The organism is Streptomyces phaeochromogenes (genome assembly GCF_001418655.1).
GTDB lineage: Bacteria > Actinomycetota > Actinomycetes > Streptomycetales > Streptomycetaceae > Streptomyces > Streptomyces phaeochromogenes.
Genome location: NZ_LIQZ01000013.1, coordinates 36,153 through 58,652, shown reverse-complemented (window position 1 = coordinate 58,652; position 22,500 = coordinate 36,153). Strand labels below are relative to the sequence as shown.

The window sequence follows — 22,500 nt, the reverse complement described above, 5'->3', positions numbered from 1 at the left end:
CGTCCCGGTCGGATACGCCCTGGTGAGCGGTGCGGACGGACTGACTCCGAGTGGCGTAGGGGGCCCCGGTACGCTGCGGTACGCCGTTGAGGTCACCCGTATGAGAGGCAGCGCCACCTGTGACTGCGATTCCCCAGGGACGTACCCGTAGGGCCGCGTTGGCGAGCGCCGTGTGTGCGCTGGTCGTGACGGGGACAGGGGTGACGGGGTGCGGCGGTGACGACCCGGACGCGGGTACGAACGGGGTCGGGAAACTGCCCCCGGCCAAGATCCAGAGCAGAACGCAGTCGGCCGCCCGGGCGGCGGAGACGGTACGGCTGTCCGGTGCCGTGATCAGCGGCAAGCGCACCTACAAGCTGGACATGCAGCTGAAGGGTGACGGCGGGACCGGCTCGGTCACTTCGAAGGGCGTGACGTTCCAGCTGCTGCGGGTCGACGAGCACCTCTTCATCAAGGCCGACGCGGACTTCTGGGACCACCAGGACGGCAAGAGCGACGACGGTACGTCCGACGCGACGGCCGCGGGCAAGCTCGAGGGCAAGTACGTGAAGGTCCCCAAGGGTGATCCCGCCTACAAGCAGCTCAGTGTCTTCACCGACAAGGACGTCCTCCTCGACGGCCTCCTCACCCTCCAGGGCGAGCTCGCCACCGAAGGCCACCATGAGCAGCGCGGGCTCCGCACGATCCGCATCACCGGCGACAAGGGCTCCGGCGGCGAACTGGACGTCTCCCTGGAGGGCAAGCCCTACCCCCTCCTCCTCGTCCGCGCCGGCGGAGCGGGGACGCTCCGCTTGACCGACTGGGGCAAGGGTTTCGCCCTGAAGGCCCCGGACAAGGACGCCACGGTGGACTACGGGCAGCAACTGCCGTCTTCCTGAGGGGGGTTGCGGGGTCGTGTGTCGGCTTGCGGGTGCGCGGGGGCTTGTCGCGCAGTTCCCCGCGCCCCTGGAGGGTGGCTGAGGCCGGTGAGTGCCGCACGGGTGAGTCAGGGCTGAGTGCGCGGTTCCCCGCGCCCCTGAGGGGTGGTGGTGCGGGCTTGTGCGTCGGCTGCGGGTACGTCGTGGCTGGGTGCGCGGTTCCCCACGCCCTGGAGGGGGTGGCTGAGGCCGGTGCGTACAAGTGCGGGTGAGTCGTTGTTGAGCGCGCCCCTAAAAAGCCCGGCCCCGCTATTTAGGGGCGCGAGGAACCGCGCACCCCCGCCCCGACTCACCCGCACCCGAAACACACGGCCCGCCGTACCCCGCCTCCCCGCGGAGAGCTCAGCCGCGCTTGCGCCTTTTGAAGAGCAGCCGCGGCAACCCCGCCGGAATCGGCAGACGCGTAGTCGCAGACGTAGGCAACGGCGGCGCGGCAAGCGACCCCTCCGGCAGCGACGCAGTCGCCCCCGTCGGCGCGAGCCGAACCACCCGGCACTCCCGGGCCCACCGCCCGGTCATGGCCTCGCCGTCGGGCGCGTTCAGCCGCTTGCCCTTCAGCTCGCCGACGGCCGCGTCCCACTCCTCGGACCCGGGAGCGAGCTCCACCACCTTCGCGGACCAGGAGACAAGACGACCGCCCTTGTCCTTGCTGCGGACGGTGACGACGGCCTCGCCCCCGTCCACGAGCCCGGGCAGCGGCTGCTCACCGGGCCCGTCCCCGACCAGGCACACCGCCCCGTCGTGCCAGACGTGCCACAGCGCCTGGGAGGACGCACCGTCCGACGACCCGTCCCCCTGGACGGGGCCCTGGGCGGGAATCCCCCGTACCCAGACGAGCCCGGACTTCTTCGTGGCCTCCTCGACGAGGGCCTGGTCGAGCAGCTGATCCGTCATGCGGGCCAGCCTAGTGCCGGGCCCCTCGGGGCAGGTCAGAGCCAGCCGTTGCGCTTCAGGGTCCGGTGGATGCCCAGGCAGAGCACCACGGTGATACCCATGATCACCGGGTAGCCGTACTTCCAGTGCAGCTCCGGCATGTGGTCGAAGTTCATGCCGTACACCCCGCACACCATCGTCGGCACGGCGATGATCGCCGCCCAGGACGTGATCTTGCGCATGTCCTCGTTCTGCGCGACGGAGGCCTGCGCGAGGTTGGCCTGGAGGATCGAGTTGAGCAGCTCGTCGAAGCCCACGACCTGCTCCTGGACCCGCGCGAGATGGTCGGCGACATCGCGGAAGTACTTCTGGATGTCGGGGTCGACCAGCCGCATCGGCCGCTCGCTCAGCAGCTGCATGGGCCGCATCAGCGGCGACACCGCACGCTTGAACTCCAGCACCTCACGCTTGAGCTGGTAGATCCGCGCCGAGTCCACACCGCGCGACACCCCGCCCCGGGGCCCGGGCGAGAACACCTCGGTCTCGACCTCGTCGACGTCGTCCTGGAGAGCGTCCGCGACGGCCACGTACCCGTCGACGACGTGGTCGGCGATGGCGTGCAGCACGGCCGAGGGGCCTTTGGTGAGCAGCTCGGGGTCGTCCTGCAGCCGGTGCCGCAGCGCCCGCAGCGAGCCCTGGCCGCCGTGCCGGACGGTGATGAAGAAGTCCCGTCCGGTGAAGCACATCACCTCACCGGTCTCGACGACCTCGCTGGTGGCGGTGAGCTCGTCGTGCTCGACGTAGTGGATGGTCTTGAAGACGGCGAACAGCGTGTCGTCGTACCGCTCCAGCTTGGGCCGCTGGTGGGCGTGGACGGCGTCCTCGACGGCCAGCGGGTGCAGCCCGAACTCGGCGGCCACACCGGCGAATTCGGCCTCGGTCGGCTCGTGCAGGCCGATCCAGGCGAACCCGCCGTCCCGCCGCGCCTGACGGATCGCCGCACGCGGGGTGAGGCCGTCGTCGGACGGGAGGCGGACGCCGTCGCGGTAGACCGCACAGTCCACGACGGCCGAACTGGCCCCGGCCGCGCGGGTGGTGTCGTACGCGCCGCCGTCCTTGCGCAGCGAGGGACGGACCGCGGCACGCAGGTCACGAATCATCGACATGGCTGGCTCCTTCGCGGAACGAGAGCCGCCGGCAACGGTTGAGACTGCCCGGAATGGGGACGTCCTGAGTGCGGATGTTTGGCACGTCCACAAAGCGGGGAGCACCGCACCGTCGCGGTGGCAGCTTCGCTACTGATACAGATCAGAAAAATTCAGACAGATCAGGAAAAACGAAGTGCTCTTCCGTTGTGCACCGGAGGCCAGGACGCGAGTGCGAGAGGTGGCAGCCAGTAGAGCGTGAGCTCTGGAGCTGAGAGGGACTCAGCAGCCGGAAGAGCGGGTGGTACTGCACGGTCGACTTCGATCCATGGAGCCCCACCTCCTCCGGCCGGTCCCCCGTAGGGGAGGTCCATCCCCCGTAGGGGAGTCTCATGCGTCGAGACTGTCGAGACTTGGGTCGGGACTCGAGAGCGACGCTTCTGCGTGCTGCCCCGACCAGCGGCCAAGACTATCAGCCGACTGAAGTGTCAAGCCGTCGCTTTGCCCGTCACTGACGAGTTCTATGCTCGGCGCATGGCTGATGTTCTTCCTCTGGTCGAGGCCCGGTTGCGTACCGCGCTGGGCGAACCGGACGCGCGCGCCGCGGTGACCTTCCTCGGCACGGACCGCATCGAGGTACTCCGCTTCAGCGACGGAAACGGCGGAGGAACGGACAAGGGGATCGTCCGCTACGCCACGCTCGGCATGTCCGCCCAGCCGATGGCCGACCCCACGGCGGTCGTCGCCGATCCGGTCGCGGGCCCGCGCGCCGAGTTGGTCCTCTCTGTACGGGCCGGCTCCGCCGACACCGACAAGGTGCTCCGCCCGCTCGCCGTACTGGCCGCGTCCCCGCAGGTCGAGGGCCTGGTCGTGGCCCCGGGCGCCTCGCTCGACGTGGGCGAGCCGCTGTGGCCGGGCGCCCCCTTCACCTCCGTACTGGTCGCCGAGGCGGGCGGCCTGATCGAGGACCTGGAGCTCGACGCACCCCTCGACCCCGTACGTTTCCTGCCGCTGCTGCCCATGACGCCGAACGAGGCCGCGTGGAAGCGGGTGCACGGCGCGGGGGCTCTCCAGGAGCGCTGGCTGACGAGCGGAACGGACCTGCGCGATCCCTCACGCACGTCCGTCCCGCTGGACTGATCCGGGCGGCCCGGGGTGAGTAACGTCACCAACCCGTGGCCGAAATCCGTCAGTTGGCAAACACGGCCACACTGTCCTCGGCCGCGTGCCGGGTCTCCAGTTCCTCGGCGTCGTGGGTGAGGGACTTCCGGCGTACGAGGACGACGACCGCACCCAGCACCGCGGTGACCGCCGCGACCACGAACGGGATGTGGATGTCGGTCCACCCCTCGATCCTCGGCGCGAAGAAGGGGGCGGCGGCAGCCGCGAACCAGCGGACGAAGTTGTAGCCGGCGCTCGCCACCGGGCGCGGGGCGTCCGAGACACCGAGCGCGAGCTCCGTGTAGACGGTGTTGTTCACGCCGATGAAGGCGCCCGAGAGGATCGTGCAGACGACGGCCGTGGTGTGGCTGCCGTAGCCGAGGACGAGCACGTCGGCCGCGAGCAGCACCAGTGAACCGCCGAGTACCTTCAGCGACCCGAACCGTGCCTGCAGACGCGGTGCCACGAGCACCGAGAACACGGCGAGCAGCAGCCCCCAGGCGAAGAAGACCGCGCCGGACTTGTACGGGCTCATGTTCAGCACGAACGGCGTGAAGGCCAGCACGGTGAAGAACGTGTAGTTGTAGAAGAACGCTGAGGCCGCCGCAGACGCGAGCCCGCCGTGGCCGAGCGCCTTGATCGGGTCGAGCAGGCCCGTCCTGCGCGCGGGCTTCGGCTGTTCCTTGAGGAACGCCGTGATGCACAGGAACCCGATCGCCATCAGGACCGCGGTGCCGAAGAAGGGGTAGCGCCAGCTGGCGTCCCCGAGCAGCGCGCCCAGCAGGGGCCCGCAGGCCATGCCGAGGCCCAGGGCGGACTCGTACAGCAGGATCGCCGCGGCGCTGCCGCCGGCCGCGGCGCCGACGATGACGGCGAGGGCCGTCGAGACGAACAGCGCGTTGCCGAGCCCCCAGCCTGCGCGGAATCCGACGAGTTCGCCGACCGAACCGGAGGTGCCGGACAGGCCCGCGAAGACCACGACCAGGGCGAGGCCGAGGAGCAGGGTCCTGCGTCCTCCGATACGGCTGGAGACGAAGCCCGTGACCAGCATCGCGACGGCCGTGATCAGGAAGTACGAGGTGAAGAGGAGTGAGACCTGGCCGGCGGTGGCGTCCAAGCCCTTGGCGATGGAGGGCAGGATCGGGTCGACGAGCCCGATGCCCATGAAGGCGACGACGGATGCCCCGGCGGTCGCCCAGACCGCCTTCGGCTGACGCAGGAGGCCCCCGGCCCCCGCGTCGAACGTGTCCCCTTCGGTGGGACCTCCTGTGTGCTCTGCCGTACCGCTGTTCATGCCGGCTCCTTCACTCCTCGCATGGGGATCGTTGGCGTATGCACATAATAAGTTAGCTCGACTAATAAATGCAAGCTACATGTAATTTTTGGATGGTGATCCGAGGTGACCCGAGGTGAGGGGAAGGTGACAGGCGCACGCCGGACGGGTGATCGTCCTTGACTCAACCAAATACGGGGAGGACCGTTGGGCCTTATGAGGGGCGAACCCAGTTGCCCGAAGTGTGGTGGCCGGGTCAGGGCTCCCGGCCTCTTTGCCGACTCCTGGCAGTGCGATGTGCACGGCATCGTGCATCCGCTGCAGCCTGTGATCCCGCCCAGCGTCGAAGCCCTCGGCGTGGTCGTGCACCGTGCGCGCGTACCGGTGTGGATGCCGTGGCCGCTGCCCGTCGGCTGGCTCTTCACGGGCGCCGCGTTCGCCGGTGACGACCGTAGTGGCGGTCGCGCCACGGCCGTGGCCTGCTCCGGACCGGGGCCGCTCGGTGGCATAGGGGAGCTGGTTCTCATCGCCGAGGAGCTCGGTGTCGGGCTCGGCGCGCGGTACGCGGGGATCGACGGGCCCGATCCGGGGCCGTACATGAGCGTCGAGAAACCCGCCCAGGCGAAGCTGCTCGCCGCGGGGCGGCCGACTCCGTTGTGGCACGTCGCCGGGACGCCCGACGACCGGGCCGTCTTCGCGGGGGAGGCGCGGGGGTTGTGGCTCTGGGCCGTCGTGTGGCCCGAGCAGTCGGGGTTGCTGATGTACGACGAGCTGGTGCTCACGGATCTGCGCGATGCGGGGGCGGAAGTGGATCTGTTGCCCTGCGGGGCGCTGTCGCCGCGGATTCTGGAACCGTAGGTTCTTCGGGCGGCCACGGGGGTGGGGTGCCGGTGGTCTGCCGGGTGCGGGTTGGGTGTGGCTGGGTGCGCCCACGCGGCGGAGCCGCAAATTGATACGGCCCCACGCCCCTAAAAGCATGTAGGGGGTGATCCCGCGCTTTGGGTGTGACAGGAGGCGGTCCTGGGGCCGTTATCCTTGAGCGGTCCGTCTTGTTCCGTTCGTGTCTGGAGTTCGTGTCGTGCGCATCGATCTGCACTGCCACTCCACGGCGTCCGACGGTACGGACACCCCCGCCGAGCTGGTGCGCAACGCCGCTGCCGCCGGGCTCGACGTCGTCGCGCTGACCGACCACGACACCACGCGCGGGTACGCGGAGGCCGTCGCGGCCCTGCCCGCCGGGCTGACGCTGGTGACCGGGGCCGAGCTCTCCTGCCGTCTCGACGGGGTGGGCCTGCACATGCTGGCGTACCTCTTCGATCCCGAGGAGCCCGAGTTGCTGCGCGAGCGCGAGCTCGTACGCGACGACCGGGTGCCGCGGGCCCGGGCGATGGTCGGCAACCTCCAGGAACTGGGCGTGCCGGTGACGTGGGAGCAGGTGGAGCGGATCGCGGCCGGCGGCTCCGTGGGCCGGCCGCACATCGCCACCGCGCTGGTCGAGCTGGGCCTCGTGGGCAGTGTCTCCGAAGCGTTCACGACCGATTGGCTCGCCGACGGCGGGCGCGCCTATGTCGAGAAGCACGAGTCGGACCCCTTCGAGATGATCCGGCTCGTCAAAGCCGCGGGCGGGGTGACCGTCTTCGCGCATCCCGCCGCCTCCAAGCGCGGGCAGACCGTGCCGGAGTCCGCGATCGCGGAGCTCGCCGCTGCCGGGCTCGACGGCATCGAGGTCGACCACATGGACCACGAACCGGCCACCCGGGACCGACTGCGAGGCCTCGCGGGCGAGTTGGGGCTGCTGCCGACCGGGTCCAGCGACTACCACGGCAGCCGGAAGACGTGTGTGCTCGGCGAGTTCACGACGGATCCCGAGATCTACGGGGAGATCACCCGTCGGGCCACCGGCGCGTTTCCCGTGCCGGGGGCCGGCGGGGGCGCCGCGCGGTAGGTGGTCGGCGGTGGGAGGTCAGCGGTAGGTGGTGAGCGGTAGGTGGTGAGCGGTCCCGCCCGGTTTCCGCTCGGGTCGCTTTGAAAGCGCCGCGCTCCGGACCGCGCTGAACCCTTCCGAGCCGCGCCAACCCCTTCCGTGCTGTCTGCTGCCCCTCCCTCGTCCTGTGTCCCGTTCTCCGTCTCGTCCCTCTTCTCGCAAGGCTCACCGTGTTCGACCTCGCCGTCTTCGGCTCTCTCTTCCTCACTCTCTTCGTCATCATGGATCCCCCCGGGATCACCCCGATCTTCCTCGCGCTGACGGCCGGACGGCCGGCCAAGGTGCAGAAGCGGATGGCGTTCCAGGCCGTCTGCGTGGCCGGCGGAGTCATCGCCGTCTTCGGGCTGCTGGGGCACCAGATCCTCAACTACCTGCATGTGTCCGTCCCCGCGCTGACGATCGCGGGCGGGCTGCTGCTCCTGCTCATCGCGCTCGACCTGCTCACGGGCAAGACGGACGAGCCCAAGCAGACGAAGGACGTCAACGTCGCCCTCGTACCGCTGGGCATGCCGCTGCTCGCCGGGCCGGGCGCGATCGTGTCCGTCATCCTGGCCGTGCAGAAGGCGGACGGTGTGGCGTCGCAGGTGTCGGTGTGGGCCGCGATCGTCGCCATCCATGTCGTGCTGTGGGTGGTGATGCGGTACTCGCTGCTGATCATCCGGGTCATCAAGGACGGCGGTGTCGTGCTGGTGACGCGGCTCGCGGGCATGATGCTCTCCGCGATCGCCGTGCAGCAGATCATCAACGGCGTCACGCAGGTCATTCAGAGCAGCTGAAGGTCCTCGTGCGCGCGCTCTCCGCGGCGCCGAACGCAGAACCCCCGTACGGCTTCGGTGCCGTACGGGGGTTCTGAAGTCTGTCCGTCAGTCAGTGCGTCTGTCTGTCCGTCAGTGTGTCTGTCGGTCGTGGTCTGTCGAGCGTCCGGTGTTATGAGGCCGAGGTGTTGGCCGGGCGGATCCAGAGGCGCTGCCCGATGGCTGCTGCCTGCTGAACGATCCTGTTGACGGAGGCGGCGTCCACGACGGTGCTGTCCACGGGGGTTCCGTCGACGTCGTCAAGGCGCATGATTTCGAAGCGCACAGGCTTCTCCCTTCGTCTGGTCATCCTCCTGAGGAGAACTACTTGGTTACATAGGGATCCAACGGCATGCGTGTTACAAACATTCCCTACGCTAAAGAAATTTTTCGAACGGCTAACTACTGACTGGTATCCGACCGGTGTCCAGGCCGGCTTCGAGGTCGATTTCCGGACCGGTTGTGTTCGTCCCGTGACCGCCTGCGACAATGAGGCGCATATGAATGACGACCTCGATCCAGCGGTGCTCGGTGCGCATATCGACCGCACGAACGAGCTGCTCCAGCGCATGCTCGCCGAGGTGGCGAAGACGCCGTCGACTCATGCGATCTTCGTCGACGCGGGGTATCTCTACGCTGCCGCGGGCCGGCTCGTCGCCGGGACGGAGGACCGCCGGGCCTTCGATCTGGACGCCGAGGGACTCATCGAGGCGCTCATCGACCGGGCGCGCACGATTTTCGCGGACAGCAGGCTGCTGCGCGTCTACTGGTACGACGGGGCGCGGCGCCGCATCCACACCGCGGAGCAGCAGTCCATCGCCGAGCTGCCCGACGTGAAGGTCCGCCTCGGCAACCTCAACGCCAACAACCAGCAGAAGGGCGTCGACTCCCTGATCCGTACGGATCTGGAGTCGCTGGCCCGGCACCGCGCCATCAGCGACGCGGCGCTCATCGGCGGCGACGAGGACCTGGTCTCGGCGGTCGAGGCGGCGCAGGGGTACGGGGCCCGCGTGCACCTGTGGGGCATCGAGGCGCCGGAGGGGCGCAACCAGGCGGAGCCGCTGCTCTGGGAGGTCGACAGCCAGCGCACGTTCGACCTGGAGTTCTTCAAGCCGTACGTCGCCCGGCGGACCTCCGCCTCGTACGACACGTCGGCGGCGGGCCGGCCCACGCGCGAGGACGTGCGGTTCGTGGGCGCGCAGATCGCCGCGAAGTGGCTGGCCGCGCGCGGGCGCGAGGCGCTCGCGGAGCTGCTGCCCGGGCATCCGTACCTGCCCGGCCCTGTCGACCAGGATCTGCTCGTGGAGGCGGAGGGGCTGCTGCAGTACTCGCTGCGGGGGCAGGCGGACCTGCGAAGGTCGCTGCGGGACGGGTTCTGGGAGCACTTGCAGGGGCAGTACTAGCCCGCGCGTCCGCTGTTTCCGGCCGGACTGGGGCCGAGCTGGGGGCGCCCCTTCAGGGGCGCGGGGAACTGCGCACCGAGCCACGAACGGCCCGCAGCCATAGAACCCGCCGGCAGAGCGTCAGCCCACCCGGTCCCAGAACGCGCCGAGCGCCTCGGCCGTCTCCCGAGGCCGGTCCGAGTTCGGCGAGTGCTCGGCCCCGGGGACGATCGTGCGGTGCGCGTCGAGGCGTACGGCCATGTCGTCGAGGAGTGGCACGGGCCACGTGTCGTCGCGTTCGCCGGACAGGACGTGGACGGGCAGCCCGACGGCGGCCAGCTCGGCAACCCGGTCGGGCTCCTCGCACAACTGGCGCCCCGCGGCGATGAGTTGGGCCGGGCTGTTGCCGAGCCAGCGGCGCTTCAGGTCGTCCTGGTCCTCCAGACCGGCGTCCAGGTCACCCGCGGCGTCCTCCGGCGGCTCAAGGGCCTGGATTGCTTCCCACACCTGACCCATGTCCATCACGGCGAGCGCGTCCCGCAGGAGCTTCACGCGCTGCTGCTGGGAGGGCGAGATCTCGGCGGGCCCCGACGACATCAGGGTGAGCGAGCGGAAGCGGGACGGATCCAGCAGCACGGCTGCCCGGGCGACCTGTCCGCCGAAGGAGTGGCCCACGAGGTGGACGCGCGCCTGCGGGCCGTCGGCCGGGGCGCGGGCCGGACCCTGGGCCGGACCGCCGGTCAGGGCGTCGATCTGGGCGAGGACGTCCTGCGCCAACTCGGCCTGCGCGTAAGGCGTTTCGTCGTCCGTCGGGCCCGGCGTCTCGTACTGGCCCCGCCCGTCCACGGCGACGGTCCGGTACCCGGCCGCGGCCAGCGGTTCGTGCAGCGAGATGAAGTCCTCCTTGCTGCCGGTGAACCCCGGCAGCAGGAGCGCGGTGCCCTTCTCAGGGCTGCCCGCCTCGATCACGGCGAACTCCCCGCGCGCGGTGACGAGCCGATACGCGCGGGCTCCGGGGGGCGGGACGAAGGTGGCGGGCCTGCTCATGAGGAGGAGGCTATCCGGGGAACCTTTCGGACGGCATGCCGGGCGGCACGCCGGGCGTCGGCCGAGGGACGCCGGGCCGGTCTCATGGGCCCTTGACCGTGGGCGGGGGTGCCGGCGGTGGGCTCGCGATTGCGTGAGCGGGGTGTCGGAGATGGGTCCGCGATTGTGAGTGGGGGTGCAGACGATGGGCTCGCGATCGTGTGCGGGGGCGCCGACGACGAGCTCGCGATCGTGTGCGGGGTGCCTGCGATGGGCCTGCGGTTGTGCGCGGGGGCGCCGGTGGCGAGCCCGTGATCGTGGGGGCCCTTGACTGTGCATGGGGGTACCGACGATGAGCCCGTGACTGCGCACGGGCACGCCGACGACGCGCCCGGGATCGCGCGTGGGAGCGCTGGCGACGGGCCCGTGACTGTGGGGGCCGACGATGGCCCGCGACTGTGCGCGGGAACGCCGACGACGGCCCCCGACTGTGCGCGGGAACGCCGACGACGGCCCCCGACCGTGCGCGGGAACGCCGACGACGGCCCCCGACCGTGCGCGGGAACGCCGACGACGGCCCCCGACCGTGCACGGGCACACCGACGACGGCCCCCGCCCACGCGTGGAAACGCCGACGGCCCGGCCCCGCCGAAGCGGGACCGGGCCGTCAGGTGTGAGCGTCAGCTCTCCGTCGGCTCGGCGGCGGCTGCTGCCGTCTTCCGCGCACGGCGGCGGGGCTTGGCCTCGGGGGCGGCCTCGGCCGCGACAGCGTCCGTGACGGTGGCCGTGGCCGCCGTCTTGCGGGTGCGGCGCGCCTTGACCGGGGTCTCGGTCGAGGCGGCCTCGGTGGCCTGGGCCGGGATGTCGGCCTCGGCGACCGCGACCTTGCGGGCGCGGCGGCGGGGCTTCGTCTCGGCAGCCTCGGTCGCCTCCGCGGTGTCCACGGCGGCCTCAGCGGCTGCCGCGGTCTTGCGGGTGCGGCGCGGCTTCGTCGCCGTGGCCGCCGGTGCCTCGACCGTCGTGCCCTCGGCGGTGTCCACCGCGACCTCGGCGGCCTTGCGCGTACGCCGACGCGGCGTGGCCTCCGCGACGGGCGCCTCGTCCACCGGAGCGGTCTCCGCGACCGTGGCGGCCGTGACGGCCTTACGGGTGCGGCGACGCGGCTTGGCCTCGGCCTCGGCCTCCTCGGCCACCTGGGCCGGGATGGCGGCTTCGACGGCCTCGACCGCTGCGGCGACCTCGTCGGACGCGGCGGCCTTACGAGTACGGCGGCGCGGCTTGACCTCCGCGGCCTCGGCGGTGTCCAGGGCGGCCTCCGCGGCTGCCGTGGTCGTCGCCTTGCGGGTGCGGCGCGGCTTGGCCTCGACGGCCTCCACCGGCTCGACAGCGGCTTCCACCACGACCTCGGGGGCCTGGGCGGTCTTACGCGTACGGCGACGCGGCTTCGTCTCGACGGCCTCCGCCGTCTCGACGACCGTGCCCTCGGCGGTGTCCACCGCGGTCTCAGCAGGCGCGGTGGCCGTGGCGGACTTGCGGGTCCGGCGGCGCGGCCTGGTCTCGGACGCCGGCTCGGACACCTCGACCGCCTCGGCGACGGGGGCCACGGGAGCCGTGGGGGCCTCCTCGACGACGGCGGCGGCCTCGGGCTGAGCGGCCTCCGCGGTCCGGCGCGAACGGCGGCGACGCGACCTGGGCTCCGCGGCGACCGGCTCGGCCGACGCGATCGGCTCGGCGGCCTCCGCCACCGTGCCCTCGGCCGTGGCGACGGCCGTCTCGGCCGCCTCCGACGCGCCACCGGAACGCGTACGACGACGGCGACGCGGCGTGCGCGGCTCCGTGGCCGCGGCGGCCGGCGCCGACTCCGTGGTCTCCGGGGTGGTCTGCTGCGTGGTCTGCTGCTCCGTGCCGTCGAGCGGCGTGCCGTTACGGGTGCGGCGACGGCGACGCGGCGTACGGGCCGGACGCTCGCGGTCGCGCTCGGCGACCGGAGCCGAGGCCGACGCCGGGGCGCCGGAACGGCCACCTCGGCCGCGCGGGCCACGCCCGCCGGTCTCGCCGAGGTCCTCGACCACCTCGGCGGAGAGGCCGGCGCGGGTGCGCTCGGCACGCGGCAGGACGCCCTTGGTGCCCGCCGGGATGCTCAGCTCCTCGTAGAGCCGCGGGGACGTGGAGTACGTCTCCGGCGGGTCGCTCAGACCGAGGTCCAGCGCCTTGTTGATGAGCTGCCAGCGCGGGATGTCGTCCCAGTCGACGAGGGTGATCGCGATGCCCTTGGCACCCGCGCGGCCCGTACGGCCGATGCGGTGCAGGTACGTCTTCTCGTCCTCGGGGGACTGGTAGTTGATGACGTGCGTGACGCCCTCGACGTCGATGCCGCGCGCGGCCACGTCGGTGCAGACGAGGACGTCCACCTTGCCGTTGCGGAAGGCGCGCAGCGCCTGCTCGCGGGCGCCCTGGCCGAGGTCGCCGTGGACCGCGCCGGAGGCGAAGCCGCGCTGCTGCAGCTGGTCGGCGAGGTCCGCCGCCGTCCGCTTGGTGCGGCAGAAGACCATCACGAGACCGCGGCCGTCGGCCTGCAGTATCCGCGAGACCATCTCCGGCTTGTCCATGTTGTGCGCGCGGTAGACGAACTGCTTGGTGTTGCGGACCGTCTGGCCCTCGTCGTCCGGCGCCGTGGCGCGGATGTGCGTTGGCTGCGACATGTAGCGGCGCGCGAGACCGATGACCGCGCCCGGCATGGTCGCCGAGAACAGCATCGTCTGACGGCGGGCCGGCAGCATGTTGATGATCTTCTCGACGTCGGGCAGGAAGCCCAGGTCGAGCATCTCGTCGGCCTCGTCGAGGACGAGGGACTTGATGTGCTTGAGGTCGAGCTTCCGCTGGCCCGCGAGGTCCAGCAGTCGGCCCGGGGTGCCGACGATCACGTCGACGCCCTTCTTGAGGGCCTCGACCTGAGGCTCGTACGCCCGGCCGCCGTAGATGGCCAGAACGCGTACGTTACGGACCTTGCCGGCCGTCAGCAGGTCGTTCGTGACCTGCGTGCACAGCTCGCGCGTCGGGACGACGACGAGGGCCTGCGGGGCGTCGGTGAGCTGCTCGGGCTTGGCCCGGCCCGCCTCGACGTCCGCGGGAACGGTCACGCGCTCAAGGAGGGGAAGACCGAAGCCCAGTGTCTTGCCGGTGCCGGTCTTGGCCTGGCCGATGACGTCGGTGCCGGTCAGGGCAACGGGGAGCGTCATCTCCTGGATGGGGAAGGGACTCGTGATGCCGACCGCCTCAAGGGCCTCGGCAGTCTCGGGAAGGATCCCGAGGTCTCGGAAAGTAGTCAGGGTGCTGCCTCTTCTGTGTACGCGGTGCGAGGCGAGCGCGGGGGTCGTGTCGGGACCGTGCCGGGGACGTCGGCCGCTCTTGACCAGCGGGCCGGGTGGCATGGGACCACTGCCGACGCTCGAGCTCTCGTACCGCTGAGGGTTCCCTCCGGGTGTCGTACGCAATGTGCCGTACCGACGAGGAGGGCTGTCTGGTCGGAGCCGATCGGGCCACCGACCGGGCATCCTCATTCGTGCGGCCCGTCGAGTTACGTAGATCAACCCAGCGAGCGCATTACCACCATACCCCGGAATCGCGCATATGCGATGGCCGATTTGGTCACGTAGTCGTCGTCACACTGATTGACCAGGGCCTTCCGTCGTACGGTGGGCGGGCTATTGTGCGCTTCATGACGACGCCTGACAACGCTTCCGACGCATCTGCCGCTCACACCGGAGTCGCCGCCCAGGACTGGGCCAAGGCCTCCGTCGACCCCCAGTACCGAGCCGCGGTCGTGGACCTGATCGGAGCGCTGGCGTACGGGGAGCTGGCGGCGTTCGAGCGCCTCGCGGAGGACGCGAAGCTGGCGCCGACGCTCGCGGACAAGGCGGAGCTGGCGAAGATGGCGTCGGCGGAGTTCCACCACTTCGAGCAGCTGCGGGACCGGCTCACGGAGATCGGGGCGGAGCCGACGCAGGCGATGGAGCCGTTCGTCGCCGCCCTCGACGGTTTCCACAAGCAGACGGCCCCCTCGGACTGGCTGGAGGGCCTCGTCAAGGCGTACGTCGGCGACTCCATCGCCAGTGACTTCTACCGGGAGGTCGCGGCCCGGCTCGACTCCGATACGCGCGGGCTCGTACTGGCCGTGCTCGACGACACCGGGCACGCGTCGTTCGCCGTCGAGAAGGTGCGGGCCGCCATCGACGCGGATCCGCGGGTGGGCGGTCGACTCGCCCTGTGGGCACGGCGGTTGATGGGCGAGGCGTTGTCGCAGTCCCAGCGGGTGGTTGCCGACCGGGACGCCCTGTCGACGATGCTCGTCGGTGGGGTGGCCGACGGGTTCGACCTCGCCGAGGTGGGGCGGATGTTCTCGCGGATCACCGAGGCGCACACCAAGCGGATGGCTGCGCTGGGGCTGGCCGCCTAGCTTTTTTGGCCCCGGTTCCCCTGAAGGGGCGCGCCTCAGTCGTCGTCGTTCACACCGCTGCCGAGTGGCGGCTCAGTCTTCCCGCGGGGCGCAGGAGCAGGGAGACGGACGCCGCCGAGACCGCCACCGCGCCGAGCATCACGGGCAGGAAGCCGACCGATCCCAGGGCGGTGTGGGTGAGGAAGGCGCCGAAGAGGCCTCCCGCGATGCCTGTCCCGAGGACGAGGCGGCGAGCGGGCAGGCGGTGCGGCAGGCGATACGCGGCAGCCCAGGCCAGTGCCAGACCGAGAATCGCGGAGCCGAGCGCTTCCAAGAACATCAGTGGGTCCCTCCCGCACGGCTGTGTGCACTTCGGTCGTAGCCCGTCATACCCGTGACCTGCGGAATGCAATCCTCCTCTGTGAGCGAGTTGTGCTCCATCCGTGAAGCACGGACACCAGGGGCGAGAGCATGGAAAAGGGGCTCGACGGCAACTGCCGTCGAGCCCCTTCTCATCGCCTTACAGCGCGCTGAAGCCCACCTTGCGGGTCGTCGGCTCGCCGAGCTCCACGTAGGCGAGGCGGTCCGCCGGAACCAGGACCTTGCGGCCGTGGTCGTCCACGAGGCTGAGCAGCTGCGACTTGCCGGCCAGCGCCTCGGACACCGCGCGCTCGACCTCTTCCGGGGTCTGACCGCTCTCCAGAACGATCTCGCGGGGCGCGTGCTGCACGCCGATCTTGACCTCCACGGCTATGTCCCTCCGACGGTCACTGATGTGCGCGTTCGTCCGCGCCGTACGCAGCACACATTAGCCCGGTGAGGGGACGTACATGCTCCGCCCGAGAACGCCAGGAGCGAACATCCGGTGGGAACAAAGTGGCGGTCGGTGGTGATCCCCCGTGGTGATTCCCGTGATCAGTGGTGATGCCCCTGGCCTCGTGGTGCTCTGTGTCCCGCGGTCAGTGGTGCTCGCTGCCGTGCAGCGGGAAACCGGCGATGCCCCGCCATGCCAGCGAGGTCAGCAGCTGCACCGCCTGGTCGCGCGGCACGCTGCGGTCGCTGTGCAGCCAGGAGCGGGCCACCACCTGGGCGAGTCCGCCGAGACCCGAGGCCAGCAGCATCGACTCGGCCTTGGACAGTCCGGTGTCCTCCGCGATGACCTCGCAGATCGCCTCCGCACACTCGAACGTGACCTTGTCGACCCGCTCGCGCACGGCCGGCTCGTTCGTCAGGTCCGACTCGAAGACCAGGCGGAACGCGCCGCCGTCGTCCTCCACGTACGCGAAGTACGCGTCCATGGTCGCCCGCACCCGCAGCTTGTTGTCCGTGGTGGACGCCAGGGCGGCCTGTACGGCCTGCAGCAGTGACTCGCAGTGCTGGTCCAGCAGCGCGAGGTAGAGGTCGAGTTTGCCGGGAAAGTGCTGGTAGAGCACCGGCTTGCTGACGCCCGCGCGTTCGGCGATGTCGTCCATCGCGGCCGCGTGATATCCCTGCGCGACAAACACTTCCTGGGCAGCGCCGAGGAGCTGGTTGCGTCGGGCACGGCGCGGCAGGCGTGTGCCCCGCGGGCGTGCCGCCTCTGTCTGCTCGATGGCTGTCACGCCGCCTCCCAAAATCGTCCACATTGCGGTGAGCGCCGCGCGGCCATCGTACTTTTCGGTAACCGTGGTGTGCGCGGTGCGAGCGCAGAATTTCACGGACCGGACGCCGGTGATAACCCTGCATAACCCTTCATGAAGGGGCATAACGGGCGGTCGTGTCTTCTCCGACGCCGTCCCGGTTCGCCTCACCTCGGCTCAGCGGTAGTCGTCCTCGTCGAGTTCGACGACCCTCGCCTGTTCCGCGAGGTCCGCCTCGTCGGCGCTGTCCTTGTCCGCGTCGGTCAGTGGTTCGTCGCGGTGGGGCGCCAGGTCCGCGTGCTGTTCGGCCGCGTCGGCTTCGGGGGCCTCGACACCGATCTCGGTGTCGTCGGATTCCTCGATGGTCTCGGGGTCGGTGGGGTCGACAGTCATGTGTCCTCTTCCCGAGTGGGTGCGAGTGCGCTCTTGTGCGAGTAACGAGTGCCCTCGTCTATGAAGCGTATGAGAGTCGAGATCGGGACGCTATGCGATCGCGCCGTCGTTCGGCCGCCGTCCGGCTGTGGCCCGGTCGTGGTTCGGTCGTGGTTCGGACGGCGACCGGTCGTTGTCCGACTGCTCCTCGGTCGCCGCGGTGCCGCCGCGGCGGGCGTCGGTTCGCCCGTCGTGCGACACCGGACCCTGTGACTGCGAACACACGATCCAGCGCGTGATCGTCTCGTAACATTGCCGCATGTCTTCGACCGAACTGCCGTCCGTACTGGCCACTTCAGTCGCTCCGAAGGTCGGGACCGTCAGGGTGGCCGAGGGGGAGCGGCTGCGCACGGTCGGGCTCCCCGGGATCACGCTGACGGTCCGGTCGAGACCGCCGGTGCGGGAGGGACTGCCGCCCGCGCTGTACGTGCACGGGCTGGGCGGTTCCTCGCAGAACTGGTCGGCGCTGATGCCCCTCATGGACGGCCTCGTGGACAGCGAGGCCGTCGATCTGCCGGGCTTCGGCGACTCGCCGCCGCCGGACGACGGCGACTACTCGGTGACCGGGCACGCGCGCGCGGTCATCCGCTTTCTCGACGCGGCCGAGCGCGGTCCCGTGCACCTCTTCGGGAACTCGCTGGGCGGCGCCGTCACGACGCGCGTCGCGGCCGTACGGCCCGATCTCGTCCGCACCCTCACCCTCGTCTCGCCGGCGCTCCCGGAGATCCGGGTGCAGCGCTCGGCCGTGCCGACGGCACTGCTCGCCCTGCCCGGAGTGGCGGGCCTGTTCACCAGGCTCACCAAGGACTGGTCCGCCGAGCAGCGCGTACGGGGGGTCACGGCGCTCTGTTACGGCGACCCCGGCATGGTCACGCCCGAGGGATTCCGCAACGCGGTCGAGGAGATGGAGCGGCGGCTCGCCCTCCCCTACTTCTGGGACGCCATGGCGCGTTCGGCACGCGGCATCGTGAACGCGTACACACTGGGTGGCCAGCACGGACTGTGGCGCCAGGCCGAGCGGGTGCTCGCGCCGACGCTCCTCGTCTACGGGGGGCGCGACCAGCTCGTCTCGTACCGTATGGCCCAGCGCGCGGGACGCGCCTTTCGCGACTCGCGGTTGCTGACGTTGCCTGACGCGGGACATGTGGCGATGATGGAGTACCCGGAGACCGTGGCCACGGCCTTCCGCGAACTCCTCGCGGACACCGGCGAGTTGGCCGACACCGGCCCTACCAGCGCGAGGAGCTGAGGCGGGACGTGGGACGTCACAGCCGCCGCGGGCCGGCCCCCAAGGGCGACACCGCTGACATACACGTGGTTCCAGCTGCGCGGTCGGAACCTGAGCCGGTGAAGAAGAAACGGACCGGGCGCCGACGGGGCTCTGCCGAACAGCAGACTCCTCAGCCGCCGAGGGGCGGGACGCCGTCCCAGGGCGTGCCCCGGCTGCCCAAGGGGTGGGCACCCCGAGGGCCTGAGGGCGTACAGGGGCAGGGAGTTCCGCGGTCGGGCGGCGGGATGCCTTCGGGCGGAGCACCGGGTCGAGGCCCGGGCGGGGCTTCGGGATTCGCGGGTGGCGCGCCGACGGGGGGACCTCCGCGGTTCTCCGGCGGCCCGTCGGCGGGAGGAGCGGCCGGTGGGGGAGCGCCCACCGGGAGGCTGCCCGACGGCACGCCTGCGTACGGGTTTCCGCGCCTTCCCGACGGGACTCCGGCACACGGATTTCCGCGGATGCAGGACGGGCGAACGCAGGGCGGGCGGATGCAGGACGGCACCCCCGCCTACGGCTTTCCGAGGCCGCAGGACGGCACCCCTGCCCACGGCTTTCCGCGGTTGCCCGACGGGACTCCGGCGCACGGGTTTCCCCGGCTGCCCGACGGGACTCCGGTTCGTGGCACACCGCGTTACCCCGACGGAACTCCCGCTCACGGCGTGCCCCGGGTCCGCGGTGGGCATCCCGAGCAGCGTGAAACCGGCGGTGCGTGGGGCGAGTTGAGGGGTGGGCCGCAGGCATCCCCGCAAGGGCCTCCCGGGGCGGTACGGCCCGGGCCCGGGCAAGGCCAAGGAGGGCAGCCGGGCCGGCCCGGTCCGACGGTTCCCCGGCAGCGGTTCGCGCCGCCCCGGTCGGGACCCGGTGGCCCCAGGCAGGCCTACGTCGACGCCTTCGACCAGGGCGACGACCCCTACGCGCCCCGTTCGGGCGCCGCCGCGACGCTTCGCGCCGACCCCTACGCCTCCGTCACCGTCTGGGACGACGAGGTCGAGCACAAGGTGGCCCCGGGCGGGCACAAGAGGCCTCCGGGCGACCAGGAACCTCCGGACGCGCGGCCCGACAAGGCCAGGGGAGGCAAGGGGCGGGCCTTCACCGGCATCGCGGCAGCCGCCGTCACCACCGTCCTGGCCGTCGTCGTGGCCGGGCAGGTCACCGGCGGACGCGAGGACGACTCCGTACGCCCGCAGTCCGCGAGTGGTGCCGACCGGGAGGGCAAGGACTCGGCGTCGCGCACCGACAGCCGGCCGGTCCCGTCCGCGTCGGTGGATGCGGGGCAGAGTGCGGTCACGCTGTCGTACTCCCAGCAGATGGCGAAGAAGTACCCCCTGGCGGCCGATCTCAAGGGCTCCGGCGAATTCGACGCGGTCTCCGGGTTCGACAAGGCGCCGGGGACCGGGCGGAAGTACACCTATCGCGTCGACGTCGAGAAGGGCCTCGGCCTCGACGGCGGGCTCTTCGCGGAGGCGGTGCAGAAGACCCTGAACGACGACCGGAGTTGGGCCCATGACGGCGGCCGTACCTTCGAGCGGGTCTCCTCCGGGAAGTCGGACTTCGTCATCACCCTGGCAAGTCCCGGGACGACGGCGTTCTGGTGTGCCAAGTCGGGCCTCGACACCACCGAGGACAACGTCTCCTGCGACTCGGCCGCCACCGAACGCGTGATGATCAACGCTTACCGCTGGGCCCAGGGTTCCGAGACGTACGGCGACAAGATGTACGCCTACCGCCAGATGCTGATCAACCACGAGATCGGCCATCGGCTCGGCTTCGGCCATGTGAGCTGCAGTGTGGACGGCGCGCTCGCCCCTGTCATGCAGCAGCAGACCAAGTTCCTCGACCACGACGGAATCCGCTGCCGGCCCAACCCCTGGGCGTTCCCCGGGAGCTGACGCCTTTCCCTCGGGAATCGACGGCCCCTCGCCGGAAACCGGCGGGCCGTGACATGACGAAACGTGTTCGGTTGATCTCTTAGCGCGACAGAACGCGACCCGCACGGGAAAGTTACGACCGTTCACCCCTTTTGGTGGCGCGATGGACAACCGTCCATCGCGCCACCGTCATGTCCGCATACGTTCGTCCCGCTGCGAGCCGCCGGGTCAACGGCGGCTCCCCATACGGGAGATCGGGGGTGCGCTCGTGCGCATCGGACTGCTTACGGAGGGTGGCTATCCGTATGTGAGCGGTGACGCCAGGCTCTGGTGCGACCGGCTCGTGCGCGGGCTCGGGCAGCACGAGTTCGACATCTACGCGCTCAGCCGCAGCGAGCAGCAGGAGGACGAGGGCTGGATCGAGCTCCCGCCCCAGGTCAGCCGCGTACGCACCGCACCGCTGTGGACCGCCGAGGACGACGGTGTCGGATACGGGCGACGGGCGCGGCGGCGGTTCGCCGAGTGTTACGAGGAGTTGGCGGCGGCCGTGTGCGCCGGGGACGCGCCTGTGGGATCCGCCGCGTTCGAGGGATCGGCCGGGGCCGGCGGGTCTGCTGGGTCTGCGGTGGCAGCCGGATCCGTTGGGGCGGCTGGGGGTGGAGTAGCGGCCGGGGGCGCCTCCGCGGCTGTGGCGGACCGTTTCGGCAGTGCGCTGTACGGGCTCGCGGAACTCGCCCGGGACGAGGGCGGACTGGTCGGCGCCCTGCGCTCCGAGACCGCTGTGCGCGCCTTGGAGCGCGCCTGCCGCGCGCCCGGCGCACTTCGTGCCGCACGCGGCGCACGCGTCCCCGATCTGCTCACCGTCGCCGCCCAGGTGGAGCGCACGCTGAGACCGCTGTCCCTCGACTGGTACGAGGACGACGGGCTCGGCTCGGTCGACCTGTGCCACGCCACCTCCGGCGGCGCGGCGGCCCTGCCAGGGCTGCTGGCGCGGCACTTCTCGGGCGTGCCCCTGCTCGTCACCGAGTACGGCGTGCAGCTGCGCGCGCACTATCTGGGTGCGCGGGAGGACCTGGAGGGCCGTGCGGCCTCGTCCTCGGCGCGGGCGCTGCTCGCCGCGTTCCACGGCCGGCTCGCCGCCGAGGCCTACCGGCAGGCCGAGATCATCACGCCCGGCAACACGCACGCCCGCCGCTGGCAGGAACGCTGCGGCGCCGACCGCGCCAGGATCCGTACGGTCTATCCCGGCATGGAGGCGTCCCGCTTCTCGGACGTGGGCGAGAGCGCCGAGGCCGCCGACGCGGACACCCTGGTGTGGGTCGGACGCATCGAGCCCGCCAAGGACCTGATCTCCCTGCTGCACGCCTTCGCGGAGATCCGCAAGGACGAGCCGAAGACGCGGTTGCGCATCGTCGGCGCGCCGGCCGAGGGGCTGGAGGGCGCGACCTATCTGGCGCACTGCAAGGCACTCGCCGCGCAGCTCTTCCCCGACGAGGCGGACGGCGTGCACACCGTCGGCGACAACCCCGTCTCCTTCGAGGAGATCGGCGGACCGGAGGTACCGACCCTCCCGGAGGCGTACGAGGCGGGCGCCGTCGTCGTCCTGTCCAGCGTCGTCGAGGGCTTCCCGATCAGCCTCGTCGAGGCGATGTTCTGCGGACGCGCCACGGTGTCCACCGATGTCGGCGCGGTCGTGGAGGTCATCGGCGGTACGGGTCTCGTGGTGCCGCCGCGCAATCCGCGGGCGCTCGCCGAGGCGTGCGTCTCCCTGCTGCGCGACCCGGAGCGCCGTGCGCGCCTCGGCGCGGCGGCACGCGCGCGTGCGCTCGAACTGTTCACCGTCGAGCAGAACATCACGGCATTTCACAGCATTTACCTGGATATCCTCTCGCGCTGTCCGGTCCGGCGGGTCCTCGTCGACGCCTCGGGCGAGCCCCTGCCGTTCGCCATACCGGCCGAGGTCCATGTACCGGGGCGGTGGGCCGACTCCGGCACCCGACTGGTCGCGGGCAGACCCGGGCCGGGATGGGCCGCGGGACCACCGGTCCGGGGCGTCCCGCTCGGGTCCGCCTCGGGGGCCGCTTCCGGCGAGCCCGTCCCCGCGGGGGAGGGGGCGTGGTGAACGGACGACGACGGACGGGGCGCGCGGACGCGACCAGGGCGCCGGGAAGCCCCGGGGCATGGGACGCAGGGTCCGAGGAGTGGCTGACGGGAGTCGAGGAGCCGGGCACCCCGGACGCCGAGGTGGGCGAGACGCGGGTCGTCGACGTCCAGCCGGGAGAAGTCCGCGTGGTGGACGTGCAGTTGGGGGAGTCGAGGGT

Annotated in this window: 20 protein-coding genes; 10 read left to right on the top strand and 10 right to left on the bottom strand. The window is 71.1% G+C overall.

Annotation, left to right across the window (positions count from 1 at the left end):
• The first annotated feature begins 119 nt into the window (after window positions 1-119).
• Complete coding sequence (locus AOK17_RS02315; RefSeq protein ID WP_055610558.1) at window positions 120-878, top strand: hypothetical protein; 759 nt, start codon at window positions 120-122, stop codon at window positions 876-878.
• A gap of 381 nt (window positions 879-1,259) precedes the next feature.
• On the opposite strand, the gene AOK17_RS02310 is transcribed toward AOK17_RS02315, so the two are convergent.
• A complete protein-coding gene (locus AOK17_RS02310; RefSeq protein WP_055610557.1) occupies window positions 1,260-1,811 on the bottom strand; it encodes a hypothetical protein in 552 nt (183 codons plus the stop codon).
• A gap of 35 nt (window positions 1,812-1,846) precedes the next feature.
• Window positions 1,847-2,956, bottom strand: coding sequence for a magnesium and cobalt transport protein CorA (locus AOK17_RS02305; protein WP_055610556.1), 1,110 nt, complete (start codon window positions 2,954-2,956; stop codon window positions 1,847-1,849).
• A gap of 513 nt (window positions 2,957-3,469) precedes the next feature.
• Here AOK17_RS02305 and AOK17_RS02300 point away from each other — a divergent pair.
• Window positions 3,470-4,075: a suppressor of fused domain protein gene (locus AOK17_RS02300; protein ID WP_055610555.1), complete on the top strand. Its 606-nt coding sequence runs from the start codon at window positions 3,470-3,472 to the stop codon at window positions 4,073-4,075.
• A gap of 49 nt (window positions 4,076-4,124) precedes the next feature.
• Here AOK17_RS02300 and AOK17_RS02295 read toward each other — a convergent pair whose 3' ends face one another.
• Window positions 4,125-5,390: an MFS transporter gene (locus AOK17_RS02295; RefSeq protein WP_055610554.1), complete on the bottom strand. Its 1,266-nt coding sequence runs from the start codon at window positions 5,388-5,390 to the stop codon at window positions 4,125-4,127.
• Between the two features lie 195 nt (window positions 5,391-5,585).
• Between AOK17_RS02295 and AOK17_RS02290 the strand changes: the two genes are divergently transcribed.
• From AOK17_RS02290 to AOK17_RS02280, 3 genes are all read left to right on the top strand, one after another.
• The gene (locus AOK17_RS02290) at window positions 5,586-6,227 is read left to right on the top strand and encodes a DUF6758 family protein (protein ID WP_055610553.1); all 642 of its coding nucleotides are present in this window, start codon (window positions 5,586-5,588) and stop codon (window positions 6,225-6,227) included.
• Between the two features lie 220 nt (window positions 6,228-6,447).
• Window positions 6,448-7,314, top strand: coding sequence for a PHP domain-containing protein (locus AOK17_RS02285; protein WP_055610552.1), 867 nt, complete (start codon window positions 6,448-6,450; stop codon window positions 7,312-7,314).
• 209 nt (window positions 7,315-7,523) lie between these two features.
• A complete protein-coding gene (locus AOK17_RS02280; protein ID WP_055610551.1) occupies window positions 7,524-8,129 on the top strand; it encodes a MarC family protein in 606 nt (201 codons plus the stop codon).
• A 151-nt stretch (window positions 8,130-8,280) separates the two neighbouring features.
• Here the strand turns inward: AOK17_RS02280 and AOK17_RS49785 are convergent, their stop codons facing one another.
• Window positions 8,281-8,433 carry a hypothetical protein gene (locus tag AOK17_RS49785; RefSeq protein WP_107102274.1) on the bottom strand — a complete coding sequence of 51 codons (153 nt, stop codon included), beginning with the start codon at window positions 8,431-8,433 and terminating at the stop codon, window positions 8,281-8,283.
• Window positions 8,434-8,647: 214 nt separating this feature from the next.
• On the opposite strand from AOK17_RS49785, the gene AOK17_RS02275 reads away from it, so the two are divergent.
• A complete protein-coding gene (locus AOK17_RS02275; RefSeq protein WP_055610550.1) occupies window positions 8,648-9,550 on the top strand; it encodes an NYN domain-containing protein in 903 nt (300 codons plus the stop codon).
• A 120-nt stretch (window positions 9,551-9,670) separates the two neighbouring features.
• Here the strand turns inward: AOK17_RS02275 and AOK17_RS02270 are convergent, their stop codons facing one another.
• Together AOK17_RS02270 and AOK17_RS02265 are read right to left on the bottom strand one after the other, a co-directional pair.
• Window positions 9,671-10,576: an alpha/beta fold hydrolase gene (locus tag AOK17_RS02270; RefSeq protein WP_055610549.1), complete on the bottom strand. Its 906-nt coding sequence runs from the start codon at window positions 10,574-10,576 to the stop codon at window positions 9,671-9,673.
• A gap of 659 nt (window positions 10,577-11,235) precedes the next feature.
• On the bottom strand, window positions 11,236-13,794 hold the full coding sequence (locus tag AOK17_RS02265; RefSeq protein ID WP_055610548.1) for a DEAD/DEAH box helicase: 2,559 nt from the start codon (window positions 13,792-13,794) through the stop codon (window positions 11,236-11,238).
• A gap of 479 nt (window positions 13,795-14,273) precedes the next feature.
• On the opposite strand from AOK17_RS02265, the gene AOK17_RS02260 reads away from it, so the two are divergent.
• On the top strand, window positions 14,274-15,011 hold the full coding sequence (locus tag AOK17_RS02260; RefSeq protein ID WP_079052748.1) for a ferritin-like fold-containing protein: 738 nt from the start codon (window positions 14,274-14,276) through the stop codon (window positions 15,009-15,011).
• Between the two features lie 49 nt (window positions 15,012-15,060).
• On the opposite strand, the gene AOK17_RS02255 is transcribed toward AOK17_RS02260, so the two are convergent.
• The 4 genes from AOK17_RS02255 to AOK17_RS02240 form a co-directional block, all read right to left on the bottom strand.
• The gene (locus AOK17_RS02255) at window positions 15,061-15,330 is read right to left on the bottom strand and encodes a hypothetical protein (RefSeq protein ID WP_055610546.1); all 270 of its coding nucleotides are present in this window, start codon (window positions 15,328-15,330) and stop codon (window positions 15,061-15,063) included.
• 180 nt (window positions 15,331-15,510) lie between these two features.
• Window positions 15,511-15,738, bottom strand: a complete 228-nt coding sequence (locus AOK17_RS02250) for a DUF3107 domain-containing protein (protein ID WP_055610545.1) — start codon at window positions 15,736-15,738, stop codon at window positions 15,511-15,513.
• A 211-nt stretch (window positions 15,739-15,949) separates the two neighbouring features.
• Window positions 15,950-16,591, bottom strand: coding sequence for a TetR/AcrR family transcriptional regulator (locus tag AOK17_RS02245; RefSeq protein WP_055610544.1), 642 nt, complete (start codon window positions 16,589-16,591; stop codon window positions 15,950-15,952).
• 195 nt (window positions 16,592-16,786) lie between these two features.
• Complete coding sequence (locus AOK17_RS02240) at window positions 16,787-17,002, bottom strand: hypothetical protein (RefSeq protein WP_055610543.1); 216 nt, start codon at window positions 17,000-17,002, stop codon at window positions 16,787-16,789.
• A gap of 298 nt (window positions 17,003-17,300) precedes the next feature.
• Here AOK17_RS02240 and AOK17_RS02230 point away from each other — a divergent pair, with 298 nt between their 5' ends.
• From AOK17_RS02230 to AOK17_RS02220, 3 genes are all read left to right on the top strand, one after another.
• Entirely contained in the window at window positions 17,301-18,290 is a 990-nt protein-coding gene (locus AOK17_RS02230) for an alpha/beta fold hydrolase (protein WP_055610541.1), read from the top strand.
• Window positions 18,291-18,769: 479 nt separating this feature from the next.
• Window positions 18,770-20,200: a DUF3152 domain-containing protein gene (locus tag AOK17_RS02225; RefSeq protein WP_107102272.1), complete on the top strand. Its 1,431-nt coding sequence runs from the start codon at window positions 18,770-18,772 to the stop codon at window positions 20,198-20,200.
• Between the two features lie 247 nt (window positions 20,201-20,447).
• A complete protein-coding gene (locus tag AOK17_RS02220; protein ID WP_055610540.1) occupies window positions 20,448-22,301 on the top strand; it encodes a DUF3492 domain-containing protein in 1,854 nt (617 codons plus the stop codon).
• Window positions 22,302-22,500 lie beyond the last annotated feature (199 nt).

Excerpts from the sequence above, each read along its gene's own strand:
- AOK17_RS02310 (WP_055610557.1), bottom strand. The coding sequence starts at position 1,811 with ATGACGGATCAGCTGCTCGACCAGGCCCTCGTCGAGGAGGCCACGAAG.
- AOK17_RS02305 (WP_055610556.1), bottom strand. The coding sequence starts at position 2,956 with ATGTCGATGATTCGTGACCTGCGTGCCGCGGTCCGTCCCTCGCTGCGC.
- AOK17_RS02300 (WP_055610555.1), top strand. The coding sequence starts at position 3,470 with ATGGCTGATGTTCTTCCTCTGGTCGAGGCCCGGTTGCGTACCGCGCTG.
- AOK17_RS02295 (WP_055610554.1), bottom strand. The coding sequence starts at position 5,390 with ATGAACAGCGGTACGGCAGAGCACACAGGAGGTCCCACCGAAGGGGAC.
- AOK17_RS02290 (WP_055610553.1), top strand. The coding sequence starts at position 5,586 with ATGAGGGGCGAACCCAGTTGCCCGAAGTGTGGTGGCCGGGTCAGGGCT.
- AOK17_RS02275 (WP_055610550.1), top strand. The coding sequence starts at position 8,648 with ATGAATGACGACCTCGATCCAGCGGTGCTCGGTGCGCATATCGACCGC.
- AOK17_RS02270 (WP_055610549.1), bottom strand. The coding sequence starts at position 10,576 with ATGAGCAGGCCCGCCACCTTCGTCCCGCCCCCCGGAGCCCGCGCGTAT.
- AOK17_RS02265 (WP_055610548.1), bottom strand. The coding sequence starts at position 13,794 with ATGACGCTCCCCGTTGCCCTGACCGGCACCGACGTCATCGGCCAGGCC.
- AOK17_RS02260 (WP_079052748.1), top strand. The coding sequence starts at position 14,274 with ATGACGACGCCTGACAACGCTTCCGACGCATCTGCCGCTCACACCGGA.
- AOK17_RS02255 (WP_055610546.1), bottom strand. The coding sequence starts at position 15,330 with ATGTTCTTGGAAGCGCTCGGCTCCGCGATTCTCGGTCTGGCACTGGCC.
- AOK17_RS02240 (WP_055610543.1), bottom strand. The coding sequence starts at position 17,002 with ATGACTGTCGACCCCACCGACCCCGAGACCATCGAGGAATCCGACGAC.
- AOK17_RS02230 (WP_055610541.1), top strand. The coding sequence starts at position 17,301 with ATGTCTTCGACCGAACTGCCGTCCGTACTGGCCACTTCAGTCGCTCCG.
- AOK17_RS02225 (WP_107102272.1), top strand. The coding sequence starts at position 18,770 with ATGCAGGACGGGCGAACGCAGGGCGGGCGGATGCAGGACGGCACCCCC.